This window comes from Terriglobales bacterium (genome assembly GCA_035651995.1).
Lineage (GTDB): Bacteria > Acidobacteriota > Terriglobia > Terriglobales > Acidobacteriaceae > DASRER01.
In genome coordinates this window covers 188,278-203,584 of record DASRER010000002.1, presented here as the reverse complement: position 1 = coordinate 203,584, position 15,307 = coordinate 188,278, and the positions used below count along the sequence as shown (strand labels likewise).

The 15,307-nt window shown below is 65.3% G+C and carries 14 protein-coding genes and 1 pseudogene; 6 read left to right on the top strand and 9 right to left on the bottom strand.

The genetic code is table 11. From position 1 onward, the window contains the following. Positions 1-194: 194 nt before the first annotated feature. On the bottom strand, positions 195-617 hold the full coding sequence (locus VFA60_01005) for a MerR family transcriptional regulator (protein ID HZQ90353.1): 423 nt from the start codon (positions 615-617) through the stop codon (positions 195-197). 140 nt (positions 618-757) lie between these two features. Between VFA60_01005 and VFA60_01000 the strand changes: the two genes are divergently transcribed. The 5 genes and pseudogenes from VFA60_01000 (at position 758) to VFA60_00980 (ending at position 5,408) form a co-directional block, all read left to right on the top strand. Next, positions 758-2,374 (top strand): hydantoinase B/oxoprolinase family protein, encoded by a 1,617-nt coding sequence (locus tag VFA60_01000; GenBank protein HZQ90352.1) that lies wholly within the window; start codon positions 758-760, stop codon positions 2,372-2,374. Positions 2,375-2,504: 130 nt separating this feature from the next. Beyond that, positions 2,505-2,774 carry a DUF1572 family protein gene (locus VFA60_00995; protein ID HZQ90351.1) on the top strand — a complete coding sequence of 90 codons (270 nt, stop codon included), beginning with the start codon at positions 2,505-2,507 and terminating at the stop codon, positions 2,772-2,774. After that, positions 2,735-3,052 (top strand): annotated as a pseudogene (locus VFA60_00990) (DUF1572 family protein). The gene VFA60_00995 and the pseudogene VFA60_00990 overlap by 40 nt, the downstream one beginning before the upstream one ends. 55 nt (positions 3,053-3,107) lie before the next feature. Next, positions 3,108-4,160, top strand: coding sequence for an L-threonine 3-dehydrogenase (tdh, locus tag VFA60_00985; GenBank protein HZQ90350.1), 1,053 nt, complete (start codon positions 3,108-3,110; stop codon positions 4,158-4,160). Positions 4,161-4,190: 30 nt separating this feature from the next. After that, the gene (locus VFA60_00980; GenBank protein ID HZQ90349.1) at positions 4,191-5,408 is read left to right on the top strand and encodes a glycine C-acetyltransferase; all 1,218 of its coding nucleotides are present in this window, start codon (positions 4,191-4,193) and stop codon (positions 5,406-5,408) included. Positions 5,409-5,916: 508 nt separating this feature from the next. Here VFA60_00980 and VFA60_00975 read toward each other — a convergent pair. The 7 genes from VFA60_00975 to miaA form a co-directional block, all read right to left on the bottom strand. Then, positions 5,917-7,221 (bottom strand): dihydroorotase, encoded by a 1,305-nt coding sequence (locus tag VFA60_00975; GenBank protein HZQ90348.1) that lies wholly within the window; start codon positions 7,219-7,221, stop codon positions 5,917-5,919. A gap of 26 nt (positions 7,222-7,247) precedes the next feature. Continuing rightward, on the bottom strand, positions 7,248-8,153 hold the full coding sequence (locus VFA60_00970; protein ID HZQ90347.1) for an aspartate carbamoyltransferase catalytic subunit: 906 nt from the start codon (positions 8,151-8,153) through the stop codon (positions 7,248-7,250). Positions 8,154-8,161: 8 nt separating this feature from the next. After that, positions 8,162-8,737, bottom strand: coding sequence for a bifunctional pyr operon transcriptional regulator/uracil phosphoribosyltransferase PyrR (gene pyrR / locus VFA60_00965; protein ID HZQ90346.1), 576 nt, complete (start codon positions 8,735-8,737; stop codon positions 8,162-8,164). Positions 8,738-8,815: 78 nt separating this feature from the next. Next, on the bottom strand, positions 8,816-9,445 hold the full coding sequence (locus VFA60_00960; GenBank protein ID HZQ90345.1) for a zinc ribbon domain-containing protein: 630 nt from the start codon (positions 9,443-9,445) through the stop codon (positions 8,816-8,818). Positions 9,446-9,487: 42 nt separating this feature from the next. Further along, positions 9,488-10,000: a hypothetical protein gene (locus tag VFA60_00955; protein HZQ90344.1), complete on the bottom strand. Its 513-nt coding sequence runs from the start codon at positions 9,998-10,000 to the stop codon at positions 9,488-9,490. A gap of 34 nt (positions 10,001-10,034) precedes the next feature. Next, complete coding sequence (locus VFA60_00950) at positions 10,035-11,993, bottom strand: glycoside hydrolase family 3 N-terminal domain-containing protein (GenBank protein ID HZQ90343.1); 1,959 nt, start codon at positions 11,991-11,993, stop codon at positions 10,035-10,037. Then, the gene (gene miaA, locus VFA60_00945; GenBank protein ID HZQ90342.1) at positions 11,993-12,934 is read right to left on the bottom strand and encodes a tRNA (adenosine(37)-N6)-dimethylallyltransferase MiaA; all 942 of its coding nucleotides are present in this window, start codon (positions 12,932-12,934) and stop codon (positions 11,993-11,995) included. The genes VFA60_00950 and miaA overlap by 1 nt, the downstream gene beginning before the upstream one ends. A 148-nt stretch (positions 12,935-13,082) precedes the next feature. Here miaA and VFA60_00940 point away from each other — a divergent pair, with 148 nt between their 5' ends. Then, positions 13,083-13,886 (top strand): winged helix-turn-helix domain-containing protein, encoded by an 804-nt coding sequence (locus VFA60_00940; GenBank protein ID HZQ90341.1) that lies wholly within the window; start codon positions 13,083-13,085, stop codon positions 13,884-13,886. A 136-nt stretch (positions 13,887-14,022) separates the two neighbouring features. On the opposite strand, the gene VFA60_00935 is transcribed toward VFA60_00940, so the two are convergent. After that, positions 14,023-15,132, bottom strand: coding sequence for a TonB family protein (locus tag VFA60_00935; protein HZQ90340.1), 1,110 nt, complete (start codon positions 15,130-15,132; stop codon positions 14,023-14,025). Positions 15,133-15,307 lie beyond the last annotated feature (175 nt).

Genomic DNA, 15,307 nt, shown 5'->3' with positions numbered 1-15,307 from the left:
CCGTCAGACCGTGCGGCCTGCCGGGATAGTAGATTTCCTTCGCTCCCGTGATGAGTCTGGCAGATTTCTTCGCTGAATCCTTGATAGCGGCTGGACCTGTTGCGCTTCTTTCCCGGCATTGGCGCAGTTTAGCACCGGCAAAGGGCGCGTGCGCGAGGCCCGCCGGGCCTCGACGAAACCTGGTTTGAACGGCGTCAGCGCCGTGCAGAGAGGATACCGAGTATCTCCTGCAGCCCCTGGCGCACCTTTTTCAGTTCGACGGTTGACTTCTGCGGGAAGGGCAGCGGCGACTGGTCGCGCGCCGGCTTGGCTTCGTCGCGCAGGCGCTGGCGCGCACCGGCGATGGTGAAACCCTGGTCGTAGAGGAGCTGCTTGATGCGGACAACGCTTTCCACGTCGCGCCGCCGATACATGCGCTGACCGGTGCTGCTCTTGACCGGCTTCAGCTGCGGGAACTCGGTCTCCCAGAAGCGCAGGACGTAGGCCGGCAGACGGCAAAGCCCGGCCACTTCGCCGATGCGAAAGTAGAGCTTATCCGGAATCAGTATGTCATCCTGGCTGCGCTCTTTCGATCTCTTCGCTTTACGCTGCGGCTTCGGTTTCGCGTGGGTACTCATGCGGCCAAGTTGGTGGCGCGATACTACGGCGGCTCATCGTCAGCGTCAATAAGCAGTTTGCGTGAGGGCCAGGGCCCGTCCAAGAAGGTGCCGCTCGCGCATCGCCTCGGCAAGCGCGTAGACTTGCAGGCGATTCCCGTATGGCACGCGATCCGATCGAGCTGGAAGTCTTCAAGAACCTGTTCCACTCCATCGCGGAGGAGATGGGCGCCGCGCTCCGCCGCACCGCCTTCTCGCCCAATATTAAGGAACGCCGCGACTACTCCTGCGCCGTGTTCGACGCGGGCGCCAACGTGATCGCGATGGGCGACCACATGCCCGTGCACCTGGGCTCGATGCCGATGTCGGTGCGGGCGGCGATTGACGAGCTGACTTTGCAGCCGGGCGATGTCGCTATCCTCAACGATCCATTTCGCGGCGGCACGCACCTGCCCGACATCACGCTGGTGGCGCCGGTGTTTGTCGAGAAGCGGCGCGGAGCGCGGGCGGCGTTTTTTGTCGCGTCGCGCGCGCACCACGCGGACGTGGGCGGCACGTACGCGGGCTCGATGGGAACCTGCCGCGAGATTTACCAGGAAGGCGTGCGGATTCCGCCGGTGAAGCTGATGCGGCGCGGCGAGATGCAGCGGGATGTTCTCGCGCTCATCCTGAACAATGTGCGCACGCCGGGCGAGCGCGAAGGCGACCTGGCGGCGCAACTGGCGGCCTGCCACACCGGCGCCGAGCGGCTACGGGACCTTTGCGCGCGCTACTCGCTGGCGCGCGTGCATCGCGCCGCCGCCGATCTGCTGGCGTACTCGGAAGAGATGATGCGCGCGTTCCTGCAAAGTGTTCCACATGGAACATTTTCGGCGGAAGACTTCCTCGACGATGACGGCCAGGGGGCTGGGCCGGTGCGAATAGCTGTAAGCATTACGTTCGCGAAGGCCGCGCGGGGCCGCCCGATGGCGACGGTGGACTTTTCTGGAAGCGATACCCAGGTCGCAGGCAGCGTAAATGCAGTGGAAGCGATCACGTGGTCGGCGTGCTTCTACGTGTTTCGCTGCCTGCTGACCGATGACGTGCCCGCAACGGCGGGTCTGATGCGGCCGATTGAAGTGATGGCGCCGGCGGGCACGATCGTGAATTCGCGTCCGCCAGCCGCGGTGGCGGGGGGGAACGTGGAGACGTCGCAGCGCATTGTGGACGTGCTGCTGCGGGCTCTGGCGCAGGCGTTGCCGCAGCGAATTCCAGCAGCGGCATCGGGGACGATGAACAACCTGACGATTGGCGGCACCGATCCGCGCACCGCCGAGCCGTTCGCTTATTACGAGACGATTGCCGGCGGCATGGGTGCGCGGCCGACAAAGCACGGCGTCTCCGGCATCCACGTGCACATGACCAACTCGCTGAACACGCCGGCGGAGGCGCTGGAGTACGCGTATCCGTTTCGCATTACGCGCTATGCACTACGACGCGGTTCGGGAGGCGCCGGGCGGTATCGCGGCGGCGACGGCATTGTGCGCGAGGTGGAAGTACTGACCAACGCCGAGGTCACTCTGCTCTCCGAGCGGCGGGAGCGCGGTCCGTGGGGTCTGGCGGGCGGCGAAGACGGAGCCGCGGGAAGAACGGAAATCATTCGCAACGGGGGCTCGCGTGAACTGCTGGCGGGAAAAGCGAGCGTACATTTGCGACCCGGTGAGAGGGTCCGCATCGAATCGCCAGGCGGCGGCGGATGGGGAAGCGCGACAAGCCGACGCAGGCCCGCTAGGCGTTGAAGAAGGGCGCCTGAACACGATTGCCGAATTGCCGAAGTGCGGAATTGCCGAATTAAAAAAACGCCGGCGGCCGGTTTTGCAGTTCAACGGTCGGTGGATTAGGCCGCCGCAATCGACACGAGGAGACACGATGGACGTCGGCGCCGCTTATCTGGACGAAGCGCGGCGCAGCCTGCGCGGACACAAGCGGCTGGCCGAGGGCGCGATTGCGCAGGTGAGCGACGCGGAGCTGTTCTCGCAACTCGATCCCGAGGCGAACAGCATCGCGGTCGTGATGAAGCACATCACCGGCAATATGCGCTCGCGCTTTACCGACTTTTTAACGAGCGACGGCGAAAGCCGTGGCGAAAGCGCGATACCGAGTTCGAAATGGACACGGGAGCGACGCGTGCCGAGCTGATGCGCGTGTGGGAGGAGAGCTGGACGGTGGTGTTCAGCGCGATTGAGTCGCTGAAGCCGGATGACCTGGGCCGCGTGGTCACAATCCGCGGACAGGAGCACACGGTGTTGCAGGCCATCAACCGCCAGGTGGCGCACTACGCGTACCACGTCGGACAAATCGTGCTGCTCGCCAAGCACGCACGCGGCGCGGAGTGGAAGTCGCTGAGCATTCCGCGCGGCATGTCAGAGCAGGCGGGTCGCGCAGCCGAGCTCGAGCGCCGCAAACGGCAGGAATAACTCCGGGTGCTAGAATCACGTGTTTGCGCCGCGCCCACCGGCGCATCCATTCATCATGGCTGCAACCATGCTCGCGGTCGTCAAGCCGGAAGCGGCGCCCGGCGCCGAAGTTCGCCAGGTCCCGGTGCCGGAGATCGGTCCGGGCGAAGTGCTGGTCAAGGTCAACGTCGCCTCCATCTGCGGCACCGATCTGCACATCTATAACTGGGATTCCTGGGCGCAGCGGCGCATCCATCCGCCGCTCATTCCGGGTCATGAGTTTTGCGGCACGGTAGCGGCCGTGGGGCGTGAAGTCACCACGGTCAAAGCGGGCGACTTCGTTTCCGCCGAGATGCACGTGGCGTGCGGCAAGTGCGTGCAATGCCGAATCGGCGAAGCGCACATCTGCCAGAACGTGAAGATCATTGGCGTGGACGCCAATGGCGCGTTCGCCGAGTACGTAGCGATTCCCGAGTCGAATATATGGAAGCTTGATCCAGCAATTCCGCCGGAGTACGCCTCGATCCTCGATCCGCTCGGGAACGCGGTGCACGCGGTGCTGGCAGGGGAGATCGCCGCGCGGAGCGTGGTCATCACCGGCGCGGGACCGATCGGGTTGTTTTCCATCGCAGTGGCGCGCGCGGTGGGCGCGACCACGGTGATTGCCGTCGAGGTGAACGAGCACCGCCGCAAGATCGCCAAGCAGATGAAGGCCGACTACGTGCTCGATCCCGCGAAGGACGACGTGAAGTCGGCCGTGCTGGACGTAACCGGGGGCGCCGGCGCCGACGTGGTGCTGGAGATGGCCGGGCATCCGGACGCGATCCGAACAGCTTTCGACGTGGTCCGCCGCGGCGGCCGCGTCTCGCTGCTTGGGCTCACCTCGCGTCCCATCTCGCTGAATTTTTCCGAAGACATCATCTTCAAGGGCATCACGATCCAAGGCATCAACGGCCGACGCATGTACCAGACCTGGTACCAGATGACGGCGCTGCTCAAGGCCGGCAAACTCGACATGCATCCGGTGATCACCGATCGCGTGGCGATGAAGGATTTCGGCGCGGCAATGCAACGGCTGCAAACCGGCGAGGCGAGCAAGATTCTGGTGTATCCCAATGGCGTGAAGTAGACTTTTTTGCTGCTTTACACTTGTCCGATCATGCCCACCGCAACCACTCGCGCCAATCCACTCGGTTATCTCACCGACCAGATTGATGATCTGAAGAAGAAGGGAACACACTTCAATCTCCGCGTGCTCGATGACGAGCAGAAGCCGGTCACACGCTTCGACGGGAAAGAGGTCATCAATCTTGCGTCGAACAATTACCTCGGGCTTACGACGCATCCCAAGCTGCGCGAGGCTGCGCTGGAGGCGACGCGCAAGTACGGCGTCGGGTCGGGCGCGGTACGGACGATTGCCGGCACGATGAAGATCCACATGGAACTGGAGGAGAAGATTGCGCGCTTCAAGAACGTGGAGGCGTGCGTGGTCTTTCAGTCGGGCTTCACGGCGAATGCGGGGACGGTGTCGGCGATCCTGGGCAAGGAAGACTTCATCATCTCCGACGAGCTGAACCACGCGTCGATCATTGACGGCGCGCGGCTCTCGCGGGCGAAGATCCTGGTGTTTCGTCACAAAGATGTGGCGCACGCCGAGGAGCAGCTTGCGTCGGTGAAAGACCAGCCGGGGCGGAAGCTGCTGATCACCGACGGCGTCTTCTCCATGGACGGCGACATCGGCCCGCTGCCCGCGCTCTGCGATCTGGCCGAGAAATACGGCGCGATCATGATGGTAGATGACGCGCACGCGTCAGGCGTGCTCGGCCGCAACGGTCGCGGCACGATTGACCACTTCCACGTGCATGGACGCGTGGACGTGCAGGTGGGCACGCTGTCGAAGGCGATTGGGTCGCTGGGCGGATACGTTTGCGGCTCGCGTGATCTGATTGACTTCCTGTATCACCGGGCGCGGCCGTTCCTGTTTTCCACGTCGCATCCGCCGAGCGTGGCGGCGACGTGCATTGCAGCTTTCGATGTTTTGGAAAACGAACCGGAGCGGATTGAACAACTCTGGGAGAACACGCGCTACTTCAAGAAGGAACTGGGCAACGCAGGATTCAACATCGGCGGCGTGAATACGCCGGCGAGCGAGACGCCGATCACGCCGGTCATCGTCGGCGAAGGGCGCTTGGCGATGAAGTTCAGCCGCGAGCTGTTCAAAGAAGGCGTTATGGCGACGGGGATTGCGTTCCCCACGGTTCCTGAAGGCAAAGCGCGCATCCGCACGATCGTCACCGCAACGCACACCCGCGAAGAGCTGGCGCAGGCGCTGGAGATCATGCGGCGAGTGGCACGGCGGCTGGGGATTGTGCAGTGAGAGCTGCGATTCTGATCACGTTAATCACGACACTCGGCTCATTCGCACAGGCATTAACCCCCTGTGAGAAGAGCGTTGCCGTTCTCAGCGGCGGCGTGAACGGATGTGGCCCTAACGGTCGAAGAGCCCGCATTGAAGTGAGGCGATGCATCGGCAGCGGCGGATTACAGCTAGTGGCTCTTTCGTCAGCGCCCAGCGCTCGCGCGCTAGTGATTGATACGGGACAAGATTTCGTTGTGCAGTCGCTCGTGCGAGACAAAATTGCGATTGTCGAGACCGGTGGAGGCACGACCGATCGCGTATTTGTGATTGCGTACGAGTCTGGTAGACCAAGACTCCGGCTGAAGCAGAACACGAAAGCAAGCGCTCACATCAGTACAAAGCCGGAACGGATCGACCTGGTTATTCCCGGGATATGGAATGGAGGCGATCCATCCCTCGACGCGTCGTTTCGAACAGAAACGTATCACCTGCCCCTCGACGCCGCGCAGCTAGGACCTGTCTGCAACTAGCCGCGAAAAACTACTTTTCCACTTACTACGGTCATGACCACCTGGCCGGTCATCTTCCATCCATCAAACGGCGAGTTGCGCGACTTGGAGCGCGAGCGCGCTACGTCGTAGGCCCACTTCTTCTTCGGATCGAAGATCGTCACATCGGCAATTGAGCCGGGCGCGAGCGTGCCGCGGCCTGTCAGCTCGACGATGCGGGCCGGATTCGACGACAGCAGCTCGACAATGCGCGTGAGCGGCAGGCGGCGTTTGAGGTGCAATTCGCCGATCGCGAGCGGCAGTGCGGTTTCCAGGCCGATGATGCCGAAGGGCGCGCGATCGAACTCGGCGTTTTTCTCGAAGGCGGCGTGCGGTGCGTGGTCGGTGGCGATGGCGTCCACCGTGCCGTCAGCCAAGCCCGCCAGGAGCGCGTCGCGATCGGCGGAGGAGCGCAGCGGCGGGTTCATCTTGCGATTGGTGTCGTACTCGCCGACGTCGGTGTCGGTGAGGGTGAAGTGGTGCGGCGCGACTTCGCAAGTGACACGCACCCCAAGGCTGCGCGCGCGGCGGACGGCATCGAGCGCGGCGGCGGTCGAGAGATGCGCCACATGCAGGTGCGCCTTGGTTTCGCGCGCCAGATCAATGTCGCGCTCCACGATTCCCGACTCGGCTTCAAAACGCATGCCGCGCAGGCCGAGGCGGAACGATGTCGGGCCGGCGTGCATGTGGCAGCCGGCGGTCATGCGCGTGTCTTCGGCGTGCTGCACGATGGGCACGCCCAGCGCCGCGGCCTGGCGCAACGCCTCGCGCATGAGCTGCGGATCGAGCACCGGTTTGCCATCGTCGGTGAACGCCACTGCGCCTTCCTGGCGAAGAGCCGCGAAGTCGGTGAGGCGTTCGCCGGCGCTGCCGAACGTCGCGGCAGCGATGGGAAAGACGTTGACGATGGCGCCGCGCTCGGGCTGCCGCATCCAGCGCGTGATCGCAGGCAAATCGTTCACCGGGTTCGTGTTCGGCATGGCGCAGACGGAGGTGAATCCGCCCGCGGCCGCCGCCGCTGTGCCCGTCGCGATCGTTTCCTTGTGGAACTGACCTGGCTCGCGCAGGTGGACGTGCAGGTCAACGAAACCGGGCGCAACGATTAGGCCGCGCGCGTCGAAGACTTCGTCGGGGTCTTTGAGCGTGCCGGGCGCGGCGACCTCGGCAACGCGGCCATCCCGCAGCAGTACGTCGCGCTCGCCGTCAACGCCTGCAGCAGGATCAATCAGGCGCCCACCACGAATCAGAACGGAATGACTTGATCCGCGGTCATCCGCGTTCATCCGCGGTGAGTTGTTCTTCTGCGCACTCATGCGGCCCCCAGAACGTGCGCGAGGATTGCCCGGCGGACGGCGACGCCGTTGCGCACCTGGTCGAGGATGACGGCCTGCGTGCTGTCAGCTACGGCGTCGTCCACTTCCATGCCGCGAATCATGGGGCCGGGGTGCATCACGATGGCATCGCGCTTGGCGAGGCGCAGGCGCTCGGGCGTGAGCTGATATTCGGCCGCGTAGCTCTCGGGACGCAGTTCCGTCCCGGCAAAACGCTCTTTCTGCACGCGCAGCAGCATAACGATGTCGGCGCCGGTGAGCGCCTCGGTGATGGAGCGGGTGACGCGCAGGCCGGGCGCAAGCGTGACGGCAACATCAGGCACCAGGTCGGGCGGGCCGCAGAGCGTGAGGCGGGCGCCGAAGCGCGAGAGCAGGTGAATGTCGGAGCGGGCGACGCGGCTGTGGAAGATGTCGCCGACCACGGCGACGCGCAAACCTTCGATGCGCTTCTTGCGCTCGAGAATGGTATAGGCGTCGAGCAGCGCCTGCGACGGGTGTTCGTGCATGCCGTCGCCCGCGTTGATGATGGGAATGTCGAGATGTTTCGCGAGCAGGTGCGGCGCACCGGACGAGGGATGGCGGATGACGATGGCGTCGGCGCCGATAGCGCGCAACGTGCGGCCAGTGTCGAGCAGGGTCTCGCCCTTCTCGATACTGGAGGCGGTGGCGTGCACCAGGTACGTGGTTGCGCCGAGCGACTGCGCGGCGAGCTCGAAGGACACGCGTGTCCGCGTGGAGGCCTCGTAGAAGAGCAGGACGATGTGGCGGCCGCGAAGGACCGGGCGCGGGCGGCCGCGGGCCATGCGGCGCGCGGAGCGCAGCAGGGAAGTGATCTGGCGCGCGTCGAGCGGCTCGATTCCCAGCAGCGACGGGCTTGCTTTCATTGGCGAGATCAGTCGGTGCGCTCGACGAGAAGAACTTTCTCGGCGCCATCCACCTCGTGAAACTTGACCTCGATGATCTCGCGGTCCGAGGTCTGCACTTTGCGGCCGATGAAGGCCGCCTCGATGGGCAGCTCGCGATGTCCGCGATCGATGAGCACGCAGAGCTGCACGCGGCGCGGGCGGCCGTGGTCGAAGAGCGCGTCAAGCGCGGCGCGGACGGTGCGCCCGGTGTAGAGCACGTCATCGCACAGGATGACGTTCATGTCGGTGACTTCAAAGCCGACCTCGCCCTTCTGCACGACCGGCTTGGCGCCGACGGTCGAAAGGTCGTCGCGGTAGAGGGTGATGTCGAGGGTGCCGGTCGGGACCGGCTTCTTCTCAATCATCTCGATCAGTTTGGCCAGTCGCTGCGCCAGCGGCACGCCGCGGCGGCGGATACCGATGAGCCCGAGCCGATCGGTGCCGCCGTTCTTTTCCACGATTTCGTGGGCGAGGCGCACCAGCGTGCGCTCAATTTCAGAGCTCGACATGAGCTGCGATTTTTCGCGCAGGTTCGACGGGCGGGCTGAGGTGATAGCAGACATTCACAGGATGATACGCGGGCGCAGCCGGGCCGGGCAAGCTGCGGAGTCGCGTGCGCAGGCTGGCCCGAGAGGGCGTGTTTAGCGGGGTTCGCGCGGCCCCATGGAAGCGCCGAGCGCGCCGCCCAGGCTTCCCAACACGAGGAATGCAACGCAAAAAAGCGCCAGCGTGAGCGTGACCAGCACCGCGAGACCTTCGGGCGTCATCATGCGCTGGGCGATCTGCTGGGCCTGCGGATCGGGATTGCGCGAGGCGGCCTCTTCCAGCATGCGACGCAGCAGTTCGCGCATCTCGCTGCTGCGTCCGAGAAGGAACACGGAGAGCAGCACGGCGAAGCTGCCGAAGCCGAACAGGCCGGACACCACCCCGAGCCGCGCGCCCATGCCGCCGGTGATCAGAGGCGCCGAGGAGCGCCGGCGATACAGCAATACGGCGACGGCGCCACCGGCGAGCATCCAGATGAAGAACCCGCGGCTGAGCAACGGCAGCGCGGAGAGGATTCCGGCGCCGATGCCGGCGGTGGCGGCGGCGGGAAGCCCGTGGCGCCAGTCGATGCGCGAACGCGCGAGGAGGGCCGGGCGAAGTTCGTTCCGGGAAGGCGACGATTCGGGGTCGCCGCCGGCGACGCGAATCTGGGGAGCGCCGCAAGCGGAGCAGGCGCGCGCGCCGTCCTGCACCGCGGCCCCGCACTGATAACAGGCGTGCTCCATCCGCAAGTTCAAGCTACAGCAGGGAGCGCGCAGGCCGCAACTTCACATGCTGTCGTTCTTGCCGCGGGTCTGCACGTAGACGAGCGCGAACTCGCTGCCGTGTCCTGCGGGCTTCACGGAAACCACGTGCTGGCGCTCCCTGGTGCCGACTTTCAGCTCGGTGCTGCCGCCGTGCTTGTCGCCCTTGCAGTCGAGGTCGCCTGCGCCGGTATGGACGCTGACATCGCCGGCGGCACCCTCACACTCCACCACGCTGCCCCAGGTCTTGAGCTTGTCGCGGTAAAAAGCAAGGACCTTGTCGGGAGGATCGTCGGTCTCGAACTTGGCGGCCAGCACCTTCACGCCGAACAGCGGGCTGGAGATGTTCACGTTGGCGCTGCTCTGGTCCTTGTCATTGTCGTCGGCTTTGCGCCGAGCGCCAGGATAGAGCGGGATACCGATGTCCTTGGGATCGATTTCCGTGGTGACGTGCATGGCGCCCAGGGGCGTCTTCAGCTCCACGTTCTTGCCGGAGCCGTTCTCACTCTTGTTGATGCTGCAGCCCGCAGCGACCAAGGCGGCTGCGAGCAGAAGAACGGAGGCGGCTGGTTTAGCGGGTCGAATTGTTGCCGGCAACGTCATGCGAAGCTCCTGAGGCCGACAGCGCGGCGCGTTCAATGCCCATGCCACGCGCGGCAAAGTCGGGAATGGTGACGGGAAGATGCCCACGAATGTTGATCTCTCCGAACAGCGCCTTCACGGCGCTGAGTTCTGAAACCGTGGAATTCGAAAACGTGCACAAGTACGTTTGTACTTCCGGGAAACTGCGGCCCAGATATGGGCTGCCGACGGCGATCATCGCCGTCTTCGCGGCGTTGCGGCGCAGCAGGTCGTGCAGCAGCGCGGCCACGGCCGGATCGAGCGAGACGCTGTTTTCGTACCCGCCGTTCACCTTCACCACCTTGCCCGACACCGGTGTGATGTAAGCCGCCACGATCACGCTCTCGGCACGGTCGGCAGCGGCGATGATCTGCGGCGCCATCAACGGCGCCAGCCGCGGATCGGACTGCATGATCGCGGCATCAGGCACGCGCGCCTTCAGTTCGTGCGCCAGGACGCGGCCCTGCTCGGAACGGACATCATCGGTGAGGACCAAGGCGAACGTACGTGTCCCCGGCTCTCTTACTTCTCCATACGCGGGTCGTGGGGCCGCGGTTCCGGTCTTTTTCAAGGGGAGAACGCGGCCATTGTCGCGCACCAGGGTGACGGCATCGTCGGCCACCTGCTGGGCGGCGGCGATGTTTTCCGGACGCGCGATCGAGGTTGCCAGCGCATTCAGGTCGACGAAACGTGCGCGATGCAGACCAACCGAGGCCTTGGCGCGGAGAATCTTGCGCACGGCTTCATCGATCCGCGCCATGGGAATCTCGCCGGAGCGCACAGCGGCGACGAGCGCATCGAAGGCCGCGCCGACGTTGCCCGGATGCAGCACCACGTCGTTGCCGGCCTTCACCGCCTCGACCGCGGCGCGGCCGTTGTCCACGCCGCCGGGGCCGGCGTAGTGGCGGGTGAGACCGCGCATATCGAGCGCGTCGGTGACCACCAGCCCGTGGAAGCCGAGCTGCTGCTTGAGCAGATCGGTGACCACGGCGGGCGACGTGGTCGCTACACGGTTCGCGTCGGAATCGAGAGCGGGCACGGTGACGTGCGCGACCATGATCGAATCGACGCCGGCGGCGATCGCGTCACGGAACGGCGGCAGCTCGACCGATTCGAGCCGCTGGCGGTCGCCGGGGACGATGGCGAGCGCGAGGTGCGAGTCGGTGGCGGTGTCGCCGTGTCCGGGGAAGTGCTTGGCGGTGGTGAGCATTCCGCCGGCGCGCGAGCCGCGAATGTACGCGGCCACCATCGCCGAAACCTGCTGCGGATCTTCGCCGAAGGAACGCGTGTTGATGATGGGATTGTCGGGATTGGAGTTCACGTCGGCGACGGGGAAAAAGTTCCAGTGGACGCCGATGGCGCGCGACTCCAGCGCGACGATGCGCCCGAACGCTTCGGCGTCGGCAACTTTGCCGTCGGCGCCGAAAGCCATGGCGTGCGGCCACGTGGTTGCGCCCTGCAAGCGCATGGAGAGGCCGCGCTCGAAGTCGGCGGCGAAGATCAGCGGCAGCTCCGCGTCGCGCTGCAAGGCGTTGGTCCAGGCGGCGGCTTCGTAGGGCTGATTGCGGTAGAGGAAGCCGTCCTGGTATTTGACGGTCAGCACAATTCCGCCGAGATGATATTTGCGGATCTGGTCGCGCAGTTTGACTGCCTCAGCGCTGGCCGGGTTCATGAACTCCGCTTCGGCGGAGATGACGATCATCTGGCCGACTTTCTGCTCGAGCGAGAGGTGCTTCAGCGTTTTCTCCACCCACTTTTCGCCGTCGCGATCGAGGTGCACGGCGCCAGGCGCCTGGAAGCGGTCTTTGGCGGGGGCGGCGGCGGTGAAAACGAGGGAGAAGAGCAGAAAGACGAGGGCGAAGCGGCGCACCATACCAGCAAACATATCAAAGCGGCGTCGGACGGGCACTAGCGGCGAGCCTTTTCGATTATCTCGGCGGCGGCGCGCTGGATGGCGGGATCGTCGCCAAAGCCGCGCAGCCAGGCGACCTCGGGCTCGCGGCGAAACCATGTTATCTGGCGCTTGGCGTAGTTGCGATGTCCCTGCGCGGTGGCCGCGACGGCCGACTTCCGGTCGAGTTCGCCGCGCAGAAGCTGCACGGCTTGAGCATAGCCCAGCGAGGCGAGCGGTGTTGCAGCAGCGCCATAGCGATCGAGCAGCTGCCGCGTTTCTTCCACCAGGCCGCCTTGGAACATGGCTTCAGCGCGGTGGTTAATGCGGTCGTAGAGCTGGGCGCGGTCGGGATCGAGGCCGACGCGCAGAATGCGAAAGCCCCGCAGCGGGTCGCGGCCCCGCTTCCACAGGTCGCTCATCGCCTGCCGCGCGGCGAGGCAGACTTCGATGGCGCGGATGAGCTTGGCCTCGTCGTTCGGATGGATGCGCCCGGCGGCGGCGCGATCGAGGCGCGTGAGGACACGGTGCAGGTACGCGGACCCTTTTCCGGCGGCCCGATCGCGGAGACGCGCGCGCAACTCTTCCGAACGCGGCGGCCCGGCAAAGAGGCCATCGAGTAACGCGCGCAGATACAGGCCGGCGCCGCCGACAACGATGGGCAGTCGTTTGCGTTCGCGAATTTCCGAGAGTACCGCACGCGCCCGACGGGCGTAGTCGCCGGCAGTGAAGTATTCGGTAGGCGCGAGGACATCGAGCAGGTGATGTGGAACGCGGCTACGCTCTTCTGCCGACGGCTTGGCGGTGCCCAGATCGAATTCGCGGTAAACGGCGACCGAATCGCAGTTCAGGATTTCGCCGTTGAAGCGTTCGGCGAGGGTGAGCGAGAGCGCCGTCTTGCCGCTGGCGGTCGGTCCGAGCAGCGCGACCAGCAAGGGATCGCTGTGAGCCGAAGACATCAGCGCGCCGCCCAGGGCAGGACACGGCCGTAGCGAGCAACAATGAACACCAGCGTCAGCAGCGCGATGAGGAGCATTCCGACGGCGAGTTCGCGGGTGGGCCGCATGGCGGCATTGTAGTGAATCTGCTGACGTAAACTACTGACGAGTGTCCGCTTCCGATTCCAAGCCTGGCCCGTCGTTGCTGCGCTTCGGCATCTTCGAAGCCGACCTGCGGTCAGGCGAGCTTCGGCGCAACGGCGCAAAGGTGCGCCTGCAAGGGCAGCCGTTCCAGGTGCTGGCGATCCTGCTGGATCGCCCAGGGGTGGTGGTGACGCGGGAAGAACTGCGCGAAGCGCTTTGGCCGCAGGACACTTTCGTCGATTTCGATCACGGCCTGAACACGGCCATCAACAAACTGCGCGGAGCGCTGGGCGATTCGGGCACGAATCCCCGCTTTATCGAAACACTGGCGCGTCGCGGCTACCGGTTCATCGCGCCGGTCACGGCGGCGGGCGCGGAGGGCGCCACGCAACCGACCGCCGCCGGCGGCGAAGTGGCCGACGAACTTCCGCGTCCACAACGGGCGCTGGTGCGGTCGCTGTTTGTGCTGGCGCAGATCATGTACCTGGCGCTGTACGTGGCGGCGCTGAGCCATGTGGCCGGCGTTGAGCGCGAGATCGCCAAGGCCGTACCGCGGCAGGCCTTCGCGCTGGCGGTGGCGGTGATGGTGGTGGCGTCCGCCGGCATTCCGCTGCGCTTCTTCCAGCTTTTCGCGGTGGCGTTCGACTACCGGTCCTTCGCCCGCAAGTTTGAGAAACTCTTCCCCGCGCTGCTGGTGGCGGACGAGTTGTGGGCGCTCACACCGTTCCTGCTGGCCGACCGGATCGGCCTTGGCCTGGCATTCGCCGCCGCAGCGGCACTTCTCTACCTGCCGTTTGGTCAAAGGACGCTGGTGAGGATGGCGTACTAGCAGTTGCCGGTTGCCAGTTGTCAGTTGCCAGTTGAGGGCCGTACGCTGCCGCTCACAAGAAATTTTCCGATAAGGGATTCGAGCTGTGAACTGTGAACTCAACTGGCAACCGACACCTGGGAACTGACAACTGCCGTTACCGCAGATCGTTCCTATCCGGGTTGTAGAAGAAGTGGAAGCGGAGCGCGAGGTAGTCGCCGCGGAATTCGGTGGGCAAAGGCTGGAAAGGATTCGAGCCGGTGATTCCGCCCCAGGCGGCGCGATCGAGCGAGGCGTCGCCGCTCGGTGCGATGAGGCGCATGCCGGCGACCTGCCCGTTCTTCGTGATGGCGAATTCAATCGAGACCTTGCCCTTCTTCATCATGGGCGCGCGGGCGACTTCCGGAATCAGCAGGTACCAGTTCTGCCGGACGTCGTGGAGCACGCGCGAGAGGTAAGGGCCGAAGTCCACGCCCATGGTGTCGCTGAGCACTTCCATGTTGCCCAGCACCTGTCCCTGCGTTGGCGAGCCGACGCCAAAGTCTCCGCCGACGCCGCCAGCGCCACGATTGGCGGCCGCGGCGCGAGCAGCCTGGTCGATGAGTGACCCGGGTGAGAGTCCTCCGCTGCGGAATGCGCCGCCGCCGGGCGAAGCTGCGCCGGGCGGCGTTTCCAGCTGCGCCGTCTGGCTCGTCGGCGGGGGCGTTGGCCCGCGGCCTTGCTGCTGCTGGGAGGTCTGCTGCTGGGGCTGCGCCTGCTGGCCGCCGCCTTGCGCGACCTGCGGCGCCGGCTGCGAGGGCGGCGCGCTCACGCCCGCGCCGGGCGCGCCGGGACGCGCACTGTCGAGAATGCGCTTCAGCTCCTCGCGGTTGAGGCGCGGCGTGTGCGAGGTGGCGATGCGGTTCTTGTCGGAGATGATGTCGGTCTTAGGCGGCGTGGGTGGCGGTGTCTGCTGGTCCTTGGGCAGATCGAGATAGGTGAGTTCCTGGTTGTTGATCAATTCCCGCGGGGTCACCAGGACGATCGCGGACCGCGTGGGCAGCAGGCGCGGCGCGAACAGCAGCGCCATCACCACCATCAGGTGCAGAATGACGGAGAGCCACAGCGCTTCCCGCATGCGCGAGCGCGCCAGATCGTCTTGCAATTGGAGCAGCAGCTCGGGCGTATAGTCCGGAGGGGCTGGTGTGTGACGGCGGAGCGGGCTGCGGCGTCCGCCTTCCTGCGGCGGCGACGGGCTGGCGACGGGAGTAATTCCGGTGATGGACATCCGGCCTTAAGACGCTGGGCGCGGCCGAAGTTTGCGTCCGGTGAAACAGGCGCACTGCGTCCGCAAACGAGCCACTTCTATTCTCTCATTAGATTTGCCGCGCGGGGGCTTGGGCCCGAGCCGCACTGTTGGCTTAAAGTGCTCACCTGATTGCACTTGAAAGGGCCAATGAAAT